Annotated in this window: 16 protein-coding genes; 6 read left to right on the forward strand and 10 right to left on the reverse strand. The window is 63.9% G+C overall.

The window, feature by feature from the left end:
* Positions 1 to 100: 100 nt before the first annotated feature.
* Positions 101 to 568, forward strand: coding sequence for a hypothetical protein (locus A0J57_RS09675; protein ID WP_061935317.1), 468 nt, complete (start codon positions 101 to 103; stop codon positions 566 to 568).
* A 127-nt stretch (positions 569 to 695) separates the two neighbouring features.
* Here A0J57_RS09675 and prsR read toward each other — a convergent pair whose 3' ends face one another.
* The 7 genes from prsR to A0J57_RS09705 form a co-directional block, all read right to left on the reverse strand.
* Positions 696 to 2,060, reverse strand: coding sequence for a PEP-CTERM-box response regulator transcription factor (prsR, locus tag A0J57_RS09680; RefSeq protein ID WP_044662529.1), 1,365 nt, complete (start codon positions 2,058 to 2,060; stop codon positions 696 to 698).
* The gene (gene prsK / locus A0J57_RS09685; RefSeq protein ID WP_061935320.1) at positions 2,060 to 4,129 is read right to left on the reverse strand and encodes an XrtA/PEP-CTERM system histidine kinase PrsK; all 2,070 of its coding nucleotides are present in this window, start codon (positions 4,127 to 4,129) and stop codon (positions 2,060 to 2,062) included. Before prsK ends, prsR begins: the two co-directional genes overlap by 1 nt.
* Positions 4,126 to 5,514 carry a TIGR03013 family XrtA/PEP-CTERM system glycosyltransferase gene (locus tag A0J57_RS09690; protein ID WP_044662531.1) on the reverse strand — a complete coding sequence of 463 codons (1,389 nt, stop codon included), beginning with the start codon at positions 5,512 to 5,514 and terminating at the stop codon, positions 4,126 to 4,128. Before A0J57_RS09690 ends, prsK begins: the two co-directional genes overlap by 4 nt.
* A gap of 161 nt (positions 5,515 to 5,675) precedes the next feature.
* Positions 5,676 to 5,927, reverse strand: a complete 252-nt coding sequence (locus A0J57_RS09695) for a hypothetical protein (protein ID WP_025549518.1) — start codon at positions 5,925 to 5,927, stop codon at positions 5,676 to 5,678.
* A gap of 48 nt (positions 5,928 to 5,975) precedes the next feature.
* Positions 5,976 to 6,632, reverse strand: coding sequence for a sigma-70 family RNA polymerase sigma factor (locus A0J57_RS09700; protein WP_025549519.1), 657 nt, complete (start codon positions 6,630 to 6,632; stop codon positions 5,976 to 5,978).
* Positions 6,633 to 6,748: 116 nt separating this feature from the next.
* Positions 6,749 to 6,883: a hypothetical protein gene (locus A0J57_RS27150; protein WP_025549520.1), complete on the reverse strand. Its 135-nt coding sequence runs from the start codon at positions 6,881 to 6,883 to the stop codon at positions 6,749 to 6,751.
* Between the two features lie 92 nt (positions 6,884 to 6,975).
* A complete protein-coding gene (locus tag A0J57_RS09705; protein ID WP_025549521.1) occupies positions 6,976 to 7,770 on the reverse strand; it encodes a response regulator in 795 nt (264 codons plus the stop codon).
* A 95-nt stretch (positions 7,771 to 7,865) separates the two neighbouring features.
* Here A0J57_RS09705 and A0J57_RS25940 point away from each other — a divergent pair, with 95 nt between their 5' ends.
* The 3 genes from A0J57_RS25940 (at position 7,866) to A0J57_RS09715 (ending at position 10,117) form a co-directional block, all read left to right on the forward strand.
* Positions 7,866 to 8,087: a hypothetical protein gene (locus tag A0J57_RS25940; RefSeq protein WP_130030177.1), complete on the forward strand. Its 222-nt coding sequence runs from the start codon at positions 7,866 to 7,868 to the stop codon at positions 8,085 to 8,087.
* Positions 8,088 to 8,123: 36 nt separating this feature from the next.
* Complete coding sequence (locus A0J57_RS26855; protein WP_044662533.1) at positions 8,124 to 8,378, forward strand: NepR family anti-sigma factor; 255 nt, start codon at positions 8,124 to 8,126, stop codon at positions 8,376 to 8,378.
* Positions 8,379 to 8,608: 230 nt separating this feature from the next.
* On the forward strand, positions 8,609 to 10,117 hold the full coding sequence (locus A0J57_RS09715; protein ID WP_061935505.1) for a sensor histidine kinase: 1,509 nt from the start codon (positions 8,609 to 8,611) through the stop codon (positions 10,115 to 10,117).
* Positions 10,118 to 10,138: 21 nt separating this feature from the next.
* On the opposite strand, the gene tgt is transcribed toward A0J57_RS09715, so the two are convergent.
* Entirely contained in the window at positions 10,139 to 11,269 is a 1,131-nt protein-coding gene (gene tgt, locus A0J57_RS09720) for a tRNA guanosine(34) transglycosylase Tgt (protein ID WP_061935323.1), read from the reverse strand.
* A gap of 53 nt (positions 11,270 to 11,322) precedes the next feature.
* Positions 11,323 to 11,502 carry a hypothetical protein gene (locus A0J57_RS09725; RefSeq protein WP_025549524.1) on the reverse strand — a complete coding sequence of 60 codons (180 nt, stop codon included), beginning with the start codon at positions 11,500 to 11,502 and terminating at the stop codon, positions 11,323 to 11,325.
* A gap of 277 nt (positions 11,503 to 11,779) precedes the next feature.
* Between A0J57_RS09725 and A0J57_RS09730 the strand changes: the two genes are divergently transcribed.
* Positions 11,780 to 12,697 carry a crotonase/enoyl-CoA hydratase family protein gene (locus A0J57_RS09730; protein WP_099185718.1) on the forward strand — a complete coding sequence of 306 codons (918 nt, stop codon included), beginning with the start codon at positions 11,780 to 11,782 and terminating at the stop codon, positions 12,695 to 12,697.
* Between the two features lie 2 nt (positions 12,698 to 12,699).
* Here the strand turns inward: A0J57_RS09730 and A0J57_RS09735 are convergent, their stop codons facing one another.
* Positions 12,700 to 14,643 carry a bifunctional diguanylate cyclase/phosphodiesterase gene (locus A0J57_RS09735; protein ID WP_025549526.1) on the reverse strand — a complete coding sequence of 648 codons (1,944 nt, stop codon included), beginning with the start codon at positions 14,641 to 14,643 and terminating at the stop codon, positions 12,700 to 12,702.
* A gap of 215 nt (positions 14,644 to 14,858) precedes the next feature.
* Between A0J57_RS09735 and A0J57_RS09740 the strand changes: the two genes are divergently transcribed.
* Complete coding sequence (locus A0J57_RS09740; protein ID WP_061935326.1) at positions 14,859 to 15,539, forward strand: GNAT family N-acetyltransferase; 681 nt, start codon at positions 14,859 to 14,861, stop codon at positions 15,537 to 15,539.
* Positions 15,540 to 15,541 lie beyond the last annotated feature (2 nt).

The raw sequence follows: 15,541 nt of genomic DNA on the forward strand, positions 1-15,541 counted from the left end.
TACATCAGCGAAACAGGCCGATAGCAAGGGAAACAAGACCTTAACCAAATCTTCGGCACCTGCTGCCACATTCGGCCGGGAAACAGCATGGGGGACTGGGATGAAATTGGGGGCTTGGCTCGTCGCTCTCGCCTGCATGGCGGCGCCGCAGCTTGCGTCGGCACGGCAGGAGATCCGTTTGGAACGGCAGATGTTCGTGGAGCGGGTCAGCACCGACGTCAACGGCCGCGCCCGCCGCGTGCTGGAAAGCGCCGACCGCGCAGGATCGGGCGACCAGCTTATCTTCGTCGTCAACTGGCGCAATGAGGGCAACCGTCCGGTGCGCGGCCTGGCCGTCACCAATGCCGTGCCGCGCGGTACGCAACTCGACCTCAGCGATCCGGCCATGCAGGTTTCGGTGGATGGGGGTGCTCATTGGGGGCGCCTTGCCGACCTCTGGCTGCCAACGCCGCTGGGCGGAACCCGTCGGGCCGTGCCTGCCGACATCACCCATGTCCGCTGGACCGTGCTGGACGAGATTTCACCGGGGGAGAGCGGCCGGCTAAGCTATCGGGCTACTGTTCGTTAACGGTACGGCGATCTGAAGGGTAATGGCCATTTGTGACATTCCAATTATGCGACCGGTCCAGCCCTGACTCTGGACCTCGGCTCCTGCCTTCGCATGGATGCGGCGCGCTTTGGTACAATCGGGGCCTTCAATTCTGCATCCGATATTGCTTCAGCAGATCGTAGAGCGTCGGCCGGCTGATCCCCAGCATCTTCGCCGCGCCGGAGATATTCCCGTCCGTCCGCGCAATCGCCCGGCGGATCGCGCGGCGGTCGGCCATTTCCCGCGCCGCCTTCAGGTTCACCACATCACCGCCTTCGGCGCGATCCCCGTCCAGATCGAGATCGGCCGCGGTCACATGCTTGCCGTCGGCCATGATGACGGCGCGCTTCATGCGGTTTTCCAGCTCTCGCACATTGCCCGGCCAGCCCCAGGCGTCGAGCGCCGCCAGCGCATCGGGCGCGAGCCCCTTGACCTGCGGATTCATCTCCTTGGCGAAGCGGTGGAGGAAATGCCGCGCCAGCAGCGCCGGATCACCCGGCCGCTCCCGGAGAGCGGGAATGCGCACGACGATCTCCGCCAGGCGATAATAGAGGTCCTCCCGGAAAGTGCCTGCCGCGATCATGGCTTCCAGATCCTGATGCGTGGCGCAGACGATCCGCGTGTTGACCGATATGGGCTGGCGTCCGCCGATCCGTTCGATCACCCGCTCCTGCAGGAAGCGCAGCAGCTTCACCTGCAAGGCCAGCGGTATGTCGCCCACTTCGTCCAGGAAGAGCGTGCCGCCCTGCGCCTGCTCGATCTTGCCGGGCGTGGTCTTGATCGCCCCGGTGAAGGCGCCCTTCTCATGGCCGAACAGTTCGGCCTCCAGCAATGTTTCGGGAATCGCTGCGCAGTTGATCGCGACGAAGGCCCCGTCCCGGCGCGGGCTGGCATCGTGCAGGCCCTGCGCCAGCAATTCCTTGCCGGTGCCGCTTGCGCCCAGCAGCAGGACGGAGACGTCCGCGGCCGCCACCCGTTCTATGGTGCGGGCGACCTTCATCATTTCCGGCGCGGCGGTGATCAGCCGGCCCAGCACGCGCCCGCCCTCCGGCGCGGTTTCGGCCAGCCGGGCATTTTCCCGCTCCAGCGCATGAACGTGGAAGGCGCGGCGGACGATCAGCCCCAGCTCATCGATGTCGACCGGCTTCTGGTAGAAATCATAGGCGCCGCCGGAAATGGCCTGCAGCGCGCTTTCCCGCGCCCCATGGCCGGACGCGACGATGACCTTCGTGTCCGGCTTGATCCGCAGCATTTCCGCCAGCGTCGCGAACCCTTCGCTGGTGCCGTCGGGATCGGGCGGCAGGCCCAGGTCCAGCGTCACCACATCGGGCGCCTGCTCGCGCAGCATCTCTATCGCTTCCTCCCGGTCGCCCGCGATGAAGAGCTGATATTCCTCATAGGCCCAACGCAATTGCCGTTGCAGGCCCGGATCGTCCTCGACGATCAGCAGTTTCGGTCGCATGTCGCTCATCAGGCGGCCTTCCCCCTAAGATCCTGTTGCGCCAAAGGCAGGCGCAGCGTGAACCGGCTCCCCACGCCGGGCTTGCTTTCCACATCGATCCGCCCGCCCATCGCCTGGGCCAGCGCCCGCGCCTCGAACGCGCCGATGCCAAAGCCCCCCGCCTTGCTGGAGGAGAAGGGCTTGAACAATTCGCGGCGGATGAATTCCGCGGTCATCCCCCGGCCCTGATCGACGACATCCAGCAGGGCGCAGCCGTCCTCGGCGGACAAGCGCAATTCCACGGGGCTGTCCGGCCGGCTGGCGTCGATGGCGTTCTGGAGCAGGTGGGTGACGATCTGCTCGACCCTGGCGGGATCGGCCAGCACGGGCGGCGCGTCGCCGGTCACGCCTATTTCGTGCTGGCGCGAGCGGGTGCGCGCGACCTGCTCCGCCACTTCGCGCAGCGCCATGGGCCGGGGTTCCTCCGCCCGGCCCTTGTTATGCTGCGACAGGCGGGCGAGCATGTCGTTCATCTTGCCCACCGATTCCTTCAGCGTCAGCACCATGTCGGTGCGGAAATCCGGATTGTCGGCGTGCCGCTCCGCATTGCGGGCGAGCAGCGAAAGCTGGCTCACCAGATTCTTGACGTCATGGATGATGAAGGCGAAGCGGCGGTTGAACTCCTCGAAACGCTGGGCGTCGTCCAGCGCCTGCTGGCCCTGCGCCTCGCTCAGATAGCTGGCCGCCTGCCGTCCGGCGGCGCGCAGCATGTCGAAATCCTCCCAGTCGAGCCGGCGGTCGATCGGCGGGCGGGCAAGCAGAATCGCGCCGATCAGCCGGCCGAAATGGATCAGCGGCACCAGCGCCCAGGCGCGGCGGTCCAGGCTCATCCAACCCGGCGCACTGATTTCCCCGGCCCCGGAAGGCGGGCGGTCGATGTCGATGATCCAGCCGCTCTGTTCGATGAGGGCGGCGAGCGGGGCGGGCACGACCGATCCGTCCGGCCTGTCCCCCTGCCAGTTCCAGTGCGTTTCGAACGCCAACGCGCCGTCGTCCGCGCGCAGCATCAGCAGGGCGGCGGGAGAATCGGTGATGTCGGCCACCGCCTTCGCCACGCGCTCCCCCAAAGGCAGGGCATTGTCGCCGGGGCGGCCTATGGTGTCGCCGAAGCGCATCCATTCGGTGCGATAGTCGTAGCGGTGCTGGAAGAAATGCTTGGCCACCTGCACCTTCCAGAAGGCGCGGAGCCGGCGGGAAGGCAGCAGCACGAGCGCGCTTACCGCCAGGAAGAAGACGCAGCCGATCTCGACCGCGCGGGCATAGGGCCCGGCGACCAGTTCCACCAGCACCGCCGCCGCCGCCAGCACCACGATGTAGAGCGCGATGGCCGCGAGGGATAGCGACTGGAATGTCAGGGTGCGGGACAGTTGCAGCCGTCCGGCCATGTCGGCGCGCATTCCCGCCGCGATCACCGGGGCCAGCAGCGCCATCATCGGCCCGCGCAGCGCGTAGAGATCGCTTGCCCGGTCGATGGCGAAGGTGGCGATGGCATAGAGATTGAGGTCATATGTCCACATCGCCGCCAGCGCCCCCAGCAGCAGCGCCACCCGCTCCCGTTCCCGGACCGGCCAACTGATATAGAGATGATGGACCAGCATCAGGCTGCCAATGGCGGTCATCAGGTGCAGCACCAGCGAGGCGTGAAGAAGCGCGCGGTGCAGGTCGCTAGGCTCCGGCAATTGCCGCCAGATGAGGTCGGTGAAGGTCTGAAGCAGGATGATTCCCGCCACGGCGGCATAGACCGATCCGATCGCCAGCAGGGATTCTCCCCGCACCGCGCCGTTCCGCCGCAGCATCGCGAACAGCAGCAGCAACCAGGCCGCGTTTCGGATATTTTCTCCGATGCCGGTCAGCGGCTTGCCCACCCCGCCGAAGGAGACATAGAGCGACCAGCAGGCGGTCAGCAGCAGCGCGGCGGCCAGCAGGCGCTGTTCGGCGGCTTCTTCCCGGCGGCGCAGGACGAAAATGCCGAGCGCCGCGAACAGCACGGCGGCCAGCGCATGGCCCCAGTCCCCGACGAATTGCAGCAGGCCGCTCACCGCGCCCCCTCCGGCCAGAGGATGACGCGCAGCGTCTGGATGAGGATCAGCAGATCGAGGAAAGGCGTGTAGTTCTTGGCGTAATAAAGATCATATTCCAGCTTGTTCCGCGCATCCTCTATCGACGCGCCATAGGGATAGTTGATCTGCGCCCAGCCGGTGATGCCGGGCTTCACCATGTGCCGCTCCGCATAATAGCGCAGATGCTGTTCCAGATCCTCTACGAACTGGCGGCGTTCGGGGCGCGGGCCGACGAAGCTCATCTCGCCCTTCAGCACCGTCCATGTCTGCGGCAGTTCGTCGATGCGCAGCTTGCGCAGCCAATAGCCGAGGCGGGTGATGCGCGGATCGTCCTTTTCCGCCCAGACCGCCTGGCCGGACAGTTCCGCGTCCTGTCGCATGGTGCGCAGCTTCACGATCCAGAATTCCTCGCCGTAAAGGCCGACGCGCTGCTGGCGGTAGAAGGCGGGCCCCTTGCTGTCGAGCTTCACCAACAGGGCGGCCAGCAGGATGATGGGGCCGGTCAGCAGCAGCAGGATCGAACTGGCGAGGACGTCGAACAGCCGCTTGGCGATGCTGGACAGGCGGCGGCCGGCGGAAAAGCCGTCGGAGAAGATCAGCCAGCTCGGATTGACGCTGTCCAGGTCGACGCGGCCGGTTTCCCGCTCCAGGAAGGTGGAGATTTCGTTCACATGGACGCCGGTGGTCTTGATGCGCAGCAGGTCGCTCAGCGGCAAGGCGTTGCGCCGTTCCTCCAGCGCCAGCACCACCTCGCTCGCGGCCAGGCGGACGACGAAATCGGCGAGATTGTAGATGGCGCTGCGGTTGATCGCCTCCGGGATCACCTGCGCGCCGTCATTCATCGCAATGTAGCCGACGACGAGGAAGCCAGATCCCTTGCGCTGCTCGATCTCCCGGATGCGGTCGGCGCGATTGCCCGCGCCCAGCACGACCAGCCGCCGCTTGAACGCTTCGCCGCCGAGCATCGATCCCAAAAGGACGCGGATCGCCAGCAGCAGGGCAATGGCGAGCCCCATGGCGTAAAGCGAATTGGACCGCCAGAGCGTGATGTCCGGCAGCAGGAAATGCATGACCGACAGGAACAACACGCCCAGCGAAATCGCGACCAGCAGCCGCGCCAGCGCGTAGCGGATGGATTGCAGCGCCTCCGGCCCATAGACGCCGACCGCGATCATCGCTGTCTGGATGGCCAGGCCGAAACTGAGCAGCGGCGCGATGCGGGTCGACACATGATCGACCTCCATGCCGATCTGACGGGCCCGCAGAATCCACCCGCCTTCAGCCGCCGCCATCAGCAGCATGAAGTCCAGAAGGCCGAGCAGCAGGACCGCATGCGGCACATAATGTTTGAACAATCTTATCATTCGTCGCGCGTTCCCGCTGCGCCCGGCGGGCAGGTGACAGCCGGATCAGCTTACAGGCGCTGTAAGGAAATCCGACACTGTCAGGGACAATGCACGACAATCACAAAGATTTTCTGAACGGGACCGCCGGCCATGCCGGCGAAGCGGACCGGCAGGGGCAATCAATTCTGGTTGCGAAGCGCATCCGCGGCGTTCTTCGCCGCGTGGCCCACCACATGGGCGGCGCTGTCGACGGAACCGGCTGCCTTCATAAGGGCGTCGGCACGGCGGTCGTCGCGTTCCTTCGTCATGTAGAAAAAGCCGATCGCCAGCACCAGCGCCAGGGCGACCAGAAGGAATATGATCAGGCTTCCCCGCGACCGGCCCGGCAAGGAAGCCGGTTCGAAGGGTTCGTCCTTACGACCTTCGTCCATTCTCCTTCTCCCGATCCTCGCATACCGAGGCGGAGAGTATAGCACAGATCACTCCACGTCGGAGTCGGTATCTTCACCTGTTTCCCTGGATTCCCGGCCCCGGCTCAACCGGTCGACATCGTCCATGATCTCGTCCAGCACCGCGGCGTCGCTGCTTTCCTGGCTGCGGCGGGATGGCAGTTCGCCATTTTCCAATATCTGCTCCAGCGCGGCGCGGCCGCGGGCGACGCGGCTCTTGATGGTGCCCACGGCGACGCCGCAGATTTCGGCGGCTTCCTCATAGGCGAAGCCGCCCGCGCCGACCAGGATCAGCGCCTCTCGCTGGGGCTGCGGCAATTGCAGCAAGGCGCGCTGCATGTCGGACAGTTCGACATGCTTGTCCTGCCCGGCAGGCGCGGCAAGCAGGCGGTCGGCCGCCAGATCGTCCCAATCGCCCCGGAAGCGGGAACGGCGCATCTGCGACAGATAATGATTGCGCAGGATGATGAAGGTCCAGGCACGCATGTTGGTGCCCGCCTGGAAGCGGCTGCGCGCGGCCCAGGCCTTCAGCAGCGTTTCCTGCACCAGATCGTCCGCGACATCGCGATTGCCGGACAGGGACCGTCCAAAGGCGCGCAGATGGGGGATGACCGCCGCCAGTTCCCGCTTGAAATCGGTGTCTGAAAGCGTTTCGCGCTCAACATCCTGGCCCACGCCGTCGCTCATGGTAACAACCCCTTCACCGGCTGTCGCCCTCGCTGCATGAACGGAAGTCGTCAAAGCCATATGTGCGTCCGCATCCCAATCTTTTTCTTCTCAAGGACCAATTGCCGCAACCGCGTTCAATGGCCCCACAATATCACAATCATCACGATGATCGCGAGTGTCAGTGAAACGCCGAGCACGTAACGCACGATATGCGGCGTCGAGCCCGCCCTGGCTTCTTCCGTCGCAATATGCTGCTCCTGTTCGACCATGGGTCGCTCCCGATCGTTACGCATCAATAACGCGGGTCGCGGACCGGGGTTCCCCTTCTTTCCAGCCTAATTTCAGAAAGCCGCGCGCAACGTCAGGCCGGCGCGGTCGCTTCGTCGAAGAACAGCGCCTGAGAAATCGCGGCCTTGACGGTCGAACGCTGGAAAGGCTTGGTGATGAGGAAGGTCGGCTCCGGCCGTTCGCCCGTCAGCAGGCGTTCGGGGAAGGCGGTGATGAAGATCACCGGAACGGAGAATTCGGCGAGGATGTCCTTCACCGCATCGATGCCGCTCGAATCGTCGGCAAGCTGGATGTCCGCCAGCACCAGCCCGGGCCGTTCCGCCATGGCTTCGCGCACAGCATCCTCGCGCGTGACGGCGATGGCGGTGACTTCATGCCCCAGGTCGCGAACGATGGTCTCTATATCCATCGCGATGATCGGCTCATCCTCGATGATCAGCACCTTGGCGCGGGTCTGCGCCTCGATCTCGCTCAGCGCTTCCTTGACCAGCGCTTCCACATCGTCGCTGTCCAGGCCGATCAGATAGCCGACGTCATCGACGGTGAATCCCTCCAGCGCCGTCAGCAGCAGCGCCTGGCGCGGCAGCGGCGTCAGGCGGGCGAGTCGTGCCTGCGCGATCGCCTCCTGCCCGTCGGCGCCGGTCAGCACCGGCCCGTCTTCCAGATGGGACGAGGACCAGATCGCATGGAAAGTCTTGTAGAGGCCAAGGCGCGGATCGACATTCGACGGAAATTCGTCGGGCGCCGCCACGATCGCCTCCAGCGTGGCGCGCACATAGGCATCGCCATGCGCCTGGCTGCCCGTCAATGCACGCGCGTAGCGCCGCAGGAAAGGAAGGTGGGGGTGCAGTTGCTGACCAAGCGACATCTGTAAAAATTCTCCCAGCCCATCGGGCGCCTTGTCCTATGTTAAAGCCACGCCTTAACCAAAATGCCGAAACATTCGCCGGAATGGGAGGATGGATGGACGATGCCGATGTGGCAAGCCCCCTTACCCCCTTTCAGAATGGAAATGCTTCGGGCATGACCGCCCGCGTCGCCTTCCATTCTCGCCACCGACCTCGTGCGGCGGGCAAAAAATGCTTCGCCAAGGGAACCAACGACCAACGGATTTGTTTCACTGCCGTTCGGTTTTTTCGAAAATCTTTGGAATTTTGTGTTTTGATTTCCCTGACGCCGAATTGACGTCATAGGGGAAAGCCGCAAAAAGAGCAGGCTGGCATGACATTGATGGCTGCAGAGGGGCGTGTTTTGGTTGCTTCAACGACGGAACGGGATGTGACGGGAGGGGACAAGAAAGATGTCGGCACCAACACTCCGGATTCTGGCGTGAAGGGCAGTGTCGCCCGCAAGAAACGCACATCGGCCGCGAAGGACGACGGCCAGGTCGCCAATGCCCTGCGATCCGTCTATCAGCGCGCGGTTGACGAGGATATTCCCGCGGAAATGCTTGACCTTCTCAGCAAGCTCGACTGACTCTCCCTGATCGGCCGGACCGGGGGGAGCCGGAAACAAGCGGAGGGGACATGGCGCATCTGGTAAAATCCGGCCGGCGAGCGACGCTCTCCCCGAAGAATCGGCGTTCGATGTTCAGCGTCAGGTAAATGGACAGAATATCCCCACCGCCGCCGGCCGAAGGCATGCTTCCCCCGGCCGCTTCCTTCATTCAGAGATTGAACGCGGTTTCCCATTCCACCGGCGTCAAGATGTTCCTCATCCTGACGCTGGCCCTGCTGCCGCTGGGCCTGATCGCCCTGGTCGCCTCGCTTCAGGCGATCCGCACCACCGACCTGGAAAAGGAAGCGCTGCTGCGCGTGGCGGTGACGCAAAGTGCGCGCAAATTGTCCGCCGATCTCGCGTCCGACCGAACGGCGCTGATGCTGACGGCCAATGCCTTTGCGACATCCGGCCCCGATCCGGCGATGTGCGCGCGCCTTTCCGCCTTCCTGACCTCTCATGACCGTGGCGGCGGCCGCTATTATATCTACGACCGCTCGGGCCGGCGGCTTTGCGGTTCCACCCTGCCTGAACCGCCGGGCCTTCCCCGGTCGGAACGTTTCGGCGATGCCGCCGCGCAGTTGTTGACGGATTCGCCCTATCTCATCAGCCGGGCGAGGAGCGCCAACGGCGCGGTGGTCGCCATCGCTTATTATCCGCGCGGTTATCTGGAGGCGATGACCAACCCGGCGGGCACGTTGCAGAACCGGCAGATCACCTTGAATGAGGGCGGCCGCAGCCTGCTCATCACCCGGCCTGCCGGCCTTTCGGGCGGGCATAGCACCACGCTTTCCGCCCGGCTCGACCCGCCCGACATCGTCCTCACCATGACGGTGCGCGATCCCCCGGTCACGATCGCGCGCATGTTGTCGCTGTTCCTGCCGCTGGTCATGTGGTTCGCCGCGGCGGCCATTGGCTGGTTGGTCGTCAACCGCCTTCTGATCCGGCCGCTGGTGCTGCTGCGCCGCACGGTGGCGGCCTATGAACCCGGTCAGGTGCTGGAACCGATGCGCCGCATCCGCACCCCGGCGCAGGAGATCGTGGCGCTGGGCGACACCTTCCGCGAAATCAGCGAGGATGTCGCCACCCATGAGGCGGAGATGGCGGAGGGCCTGGAAACCCAGCGAAAGCTGACGCGGGAGGTCCATCACCGGGTCAAGAACAACCTCCAGATCATTGCGAGCCTGATCAACCTGCACGCGCGATCCGCCCATGACGCCGAGGCGGTCGAGGCCTATGCGACGATCCAGCGGCGGGTCGATGCGCTGTCGGTCGTCCACCGCAACCATTATGCCGAGCTGGAGGAACATCGCGGCGTCGGCGTGCGGTCGCTGATCAGCGAACTGTCGGCCAGCCTGCGCGGCACCGCCCCGGCCGAGGCGCGCCGCTTCGGCATTCAGATCGACAGCGACAATCTGCACATCAGCCAGGACGTCGCCGTACCCATCGCCTTCCTGCTAACCGAGCTGGTGGAACTTGCCATGCTGTCCAATCCGCGCACGGCGATGCGGATATCCGTGCAACTGGAACCGGGCCGCACCGACCGGGCGGTGCTCCACATCCTCTCGCCGGCGCTGCGCGGATCGCCGGACATGACCGCCCGGCTGGAGGAGCGCTACGGACGGGTGCTCACCGGCCTGTCACGCCAGTTGCGCGCACCGCTGGACCATGATCCGGAGACGGGCGACTATGCGATCGTCATTACGGTGCTGGAGTAGGCGTTCGGGGAGCTTGCCCCCTCAGGCCCGCTGATAATCCCGCCGGAAATCCGCTGCGAAGCCTTGAAAGCGCCCGATGGCGATGCTGTCCCGAATCCCCTGCATCAGCGCCTGGTAGAAATGGATATTATGCTGCGTCATCAGCATCGCGCCCAGCATCTCGCCGGCCTTGACCAGATGGTGCAGATAGGCGCGGCTCCAGGTCGTGCAGACCGGGCAACCGCAGCGCGGATCGAGCGGCCCCTTGTCCTCCGCAAAGCGCGCATTGCGGATGTTGAGCGGCCCGGCCCAGGTGAAGGCCTGACCGTTGCGCCCGCTGCGGGTGGGCAATACGCAGTCGAACATGTCGATCCCCCGTTCCACCGCGCCGACAATGTCGTCCGGCTTGCCCACTCCCATCAGGTAGCGCGGCTTGTCCGCCGGCAGCATGCCGGGCGCGAAATCGAGCGTGGCGAACATCGCCTCCTGCCCCTCGCCCACGGCCAGCCCGCCGACGGCATAGCCGTCGAAGCTGATGTCGATCAGCTTTTCCGCCGAAATCCGCCGCAGGCCCTCGTCCAGCGATCCCTGCTGGATACCGAACAGCGCCGCCCGCTCCGCATGTTCCGCCCCTGCATCGAACCCGTCTCGGGAGCGTTTCGCCCAACGCATGGAACGCTCCATGGACTTCGCCGCCTCGTCATGGGTGCAGCCGTTCCTGGTGCACTCGTCAAAAGCCATGACGATGTCGCTGTCCAGCAACCGCTGGATCTCCATCGAACGCTCGGGCGTCAGCATATGCCTGGAGCCGTCGATATGGCTGGAAAAGGCGACCCCCTCCTCGCTCATCTTCGTCAGCGCGCTGAGGCTCATCACCTGATAACCGCCGCTATCGGTCAGGATCGGCCTGTCCCAGCCCATGAAGGCGTGCAGGCCGCCCAGTCGCGCGACGCGCTCCGCCCCCGGACGAAGCATCAGATGATAGGTGTTGCCAAGAATGATGTCTGCGCCGGCTGCACGCACTTCGGCCGGACGCATCGCCTTCACCGTGGCGGCGGTGCCGACCGGCATGAAGGCAGGCGTGCGAATCTCGCCCCGGCGCATCTGGATGGCGCCCGTGCGGGCCTTGCCGTCGGTCGCGGCGATCGAAAAGGAGAAGCGGGGATTTGTCACAGCGCGCGCTGTACGGTCGAAAGAGGCGCCAGACAAGGCCGCAAAGCCGCGCTTCAGCCCTTCTTGCGCAGCCCGTCAAGCGCAACGATCGCGTCGACATCGAACCCTTCGACCCGGCGGTAATTGCCGATGAAACAAAGACAATCCGCAGCCAGGCTGAGCTGCCATGACTCACCTTGCAGGTCGTGCAGCAGCAGGGTCACAAGCTGCCTGTCGGTTCGGGGCGTGTTCATGACGATGATCGTAATTAATAAAGGTTAACAAAGGCCTGCACCCGATTTGCGACAAGTTTTCAAAGAAGCTATTTGTTGTATAAATACAACAAATCTCCGCGATTGGCCGGTTTTTGGGCGACATCCCTGCAACAGTTGCTATTAAAAATGGTTAATTCCGGGGCAATGCCTTTCGGCGCGATTGCATAAGCGCGGCAACCCTGTTCTGCTTAACATCTGTTGCAGTTTGGGGGCTCAGATGGTTGATTCCGGACGATTTAATTCCGGCCGTGAACATATGGACGATCTGACTCCCGCCCCTCTTCCGGCGGAGGAAGATGTCGTGGCTGCCGTTACGGAAAGCATGGCCTCGACGCCGGATGTCGGCACCTCGACCATGTTCGACCTCGGCCAGATCGACATAAGCTGGGAGGCGGATGCCGCTACGCTCTGGGCGTTCATGACGCCATCGAATCGACCGAATTTCAGCCCCGCCATGTTGCGTGACGTCCGCTATTGGTATGTGGAGACCAAGCGACTGTTCGATGCGGGCAAGCTGCCGGTCAAATATATGGTGGCCGGATCGCGGTTTCCCGGCGTTTTCAATCTGGGCGGCGATCTGGAACTGTTCGCCGGCTGCATCGAGCGTGGCGACCTGCCCGGTCTCGTCGACTATGGCCACGCCTGTATCGACGTGGTTCATCGCACCTGGCGCAATGGCGACCTTCCCGTTATTTCCATTGCGCTGGCACAGGGCGATGCGTTGGGTGGCGGCTTCGAAGCCTTGCTTTGCTTCGATGTCGTGATTGCCGAACGCAGTGCGCGTTTCGGTCTGCCCGAAATGCTGTTCGGCCTTTTCCCCGGCATGGGGGCTTATTCCATCCTCGCGCGCAAGCTGGGTCGGCTGGCGGCCGAACGGATGATCCTGTCCGGCAAGGTCTATACCGCGCAGGAGATGCACGACATGGGCATTATCCACACGCTGGTGGAGGATGGCGAGGGTGAGCAGGCCGTCCGCGACTATATCGCGGCCAGCCTGCCCCATCATGCCGGTCATGTCGGGGTGTTCCAGGCAGGTCGACGCGTCGATCCGCTGGAGTATGAGGAACTGAAGGACATCGTCGAGAATTGGGCGGCCACTGCACTCAAGCTCGATCTGAAGGACGTGCGGATGATGCGCCGCCTGGCCTCGGCCCAAACCCGTCTGCATAGATAGGATCAGGCGCGCCGCCGGTCCTGGAGCATGGCGACGCTGCCGCTATCGTCATCCATCTGCCGCATCATCTCCAACACCTGCACCGCGGGGACTGGCCGGCTAAGCACGAAACCCTGCACATTGGTGAAGCCCATTTCGCGGGCGCAACGCAGTTGATCGTCGGTTTCAATCCCCTCCGCCACGGTTTCGACATCCAGCGCGTGGGCCAGATAGGCGACCGACTGGGCAATCGCCCTGTGGCGTGAATTCTCCTCGACGCCACGCATGAAGCTCTGGTCGACCTTGATCGTGTCGAAGGCATAGTCGCGCAGATAACCCAGCGAGGAATAGCCGGTCCCGAAATCGTCCAGCGCCAGCCGCAGGCCGATCCGCTGGAGATCGGACAGGATCAGGTTGGTCCGGCCGCTATCCTCCAGGAAGATCGACTCGGTCACCTCCAGTTCCAGCCGACGCGCCCTCAGTCCCGATTGCATCAGCGCCGCGATGACCGCGCGGGGCAGGCTGTCGCTCTTGATCAACACCGGGGAGATATTGACCGCGACGCGGACATTCTCATCCCATTCCATCGCATCCTGGCAGGCCTGCTCCAGCGCCCAGGCCGTGATCGGTTCGATCATCGAGCAGCTCTCCGCGATGGGGATGAACTCCGCAGGGGAAATGCGGCCGAGCGTCGGATGATCCCATCGCATCAGGGCCTCGCAAATCGTGATCTTGCCGGTTTTCGTGTCGAAGATCGGCTGGTAGTGCAGCACCAGCTCATTATTCGCCATGGCGCCGCGCAGGCCCATTTCCAGATCGTAGGTGCGGTTCTGCCGCTCCTTCATAGACCAGGCGAATTGCGCATGGCGGTTTCGGCCCGCATGCTTCGCCTGATACAGCGCCATGTCGGCATGCTGGAGCAGTTCGTCGCTGTCCTGTCCGTCCCCCGGCGCAACCGCGATCCCCATGGACGCGGTCACGCCGAGACTATAGCCGCCAACGTCGAAATCATGCGTGAATTCGGCCATTACATCGTCCGCGATCCGCTCCGCTTCCGCCCGGCTGGCGCCGGGGCAGATCAGCACGAACTCATCTCCTCCGAATCGCGCGACATGGCCGCGCCCATCCAGCGCGCGAGACAGCCTTTCAGCGACCCTGCATAGAAGCTGGTCGCCGATCATATGTCCCAGGGAGTCGTTGATTTCCTTGAAGCGGTCCAGATCCATCCAGAACACCGCCATCGGATCCTGATCGGATCGTCGTCCATCGAACATCTCGCGCAGCCGCATCTGCATCGCCATGCGGTTTTCGACACCCGTCAGGCTGTCGAAGCGGGCCAAACGCTCGAACTTGGTGGCGAGCTGCGTCTTTTCATATTTGCCCTGCAATGCCTCCAAGACGATGCGATGCGTCGTCTTGGTAATGTCCGCCATGGCGAAGATCATCAGGAAGCAGAGAATTCCCAGAACCGTATAACTCAGCCCACCCGCGAGGACGAGGCCCAGCGAGGTAGGCAGCAGGGATAGACATGTCTGTCCCACCGCGACGTGAATGCGGCCAGCATTACGACCTGAAATACCGCCGGAATAGGACGCCACCAGGCAAACGGCCAATACGTGGAGCGTCGCGTCCTCCGAAAGCAGGAGAGTCGCGAAGGTCAATATTCCGAGGAGCGCGGCATAGGCCCAGGCGCCCAATTCATAAGCCAGTCCCCAAATAGGCTGGGTTACACCGTTCTGATGGGCAAGCTGTCGCTCGAAATAGACGGCCGAGATCGACCGGCTGAGCCCGACGAGACAGATCAGGACCGCAATCGCGGTGATGGCGGGCAGCCGCGCATGCCATGCGATCACCAGCCCCAGCGCGCCGCCGGCAACCGCACCGATCATCAGCGAGGCGGGAGAGGCATAAAGGGATTTGACGAGATTCGCCTGCACTTCAGCGCTTTGCTGGGTGTCCGGCGTCATGCGCCCTCGCAGGGATGCGAGCAAGTTTCGTTCAGGGCGTGACACGTCATCGCCACCATTGCCGAAACATGATTTCCATTTGGTAAATCGCGCCGTCCAAAAGAACCGGGAATTAGCGGATTGTTACGGAATCGACCGGCCATCGAGACCTATGCTCGCAAGGCAGGGCAAGAGGGGCTTGCTTTCCCCGGTCGCAGCCGGAAAATAGCGTCATCGTGTCATATCATCCTCTGCATCGCCCGGTCTGGAACGCCCTCAACAGCGGCTGGAAGCCCTTGGCCGAAGGGGATGCGCTCGCGCTGCGGATCGATCCTCGCTACGGGCCCTTTGCCGCTGCGGCGGACGGCAGTCCGGCGGCTCGATCGGCGCTGGCTGCGCTTGTGCCCGAACAGGGGGAGCTGTGGATCGTCGAACCCGATGCGCAAACGCCGCCGGCCGGCACGCGCCTGGTCCGCGAAGCGATGCTTGCGCAGATGGTGGCGGAGGAGATTCCGGGCAATGCGCCGTCCTTGGAACCCGTCGTGCTGACAGATGATGATGCGACGGAAATGCGTGCTCTTGCATTGATGACGAAGCCTGGTCCCTTCCTGCCGCTGACCCATCGGCTCGGTCGCTTCATCGGCATCAAGGAGCGGGGCAGGCTGATCGCCATGGCGGGAGAGCGGATGCGTATGCCGGGCTTTGCCGAGGTCAGCGGTGTCTGCACTCATCCTGACCATCGCGGGCGGGGCTATGCGAAGGGCCTGATGCAGATCGTTGCCAGGGCCATGCTCGAACGCGGAGAAATGCCGTTCCTGCATGCCTATGCCGCACATGAGGCGACGGTGGCGCTCTACGAAACGCTCGGCTTTCGGATAAGGGCGCGGATGCACATGATGGTGGTCGCCCGGATCTGAGC

Origin of the sequence: Sphingobium sp. 22B (assembly GCF_001580035.1) — a bacterium.
In the GTDB taxonomy this organism is placed as follows: Bacteria; Pseudomonadota; Alphaproteobacteria; order Sphingomonadales; family Sphingomonadaceae; genus Sphingobium; species Sphingobium fuliginis.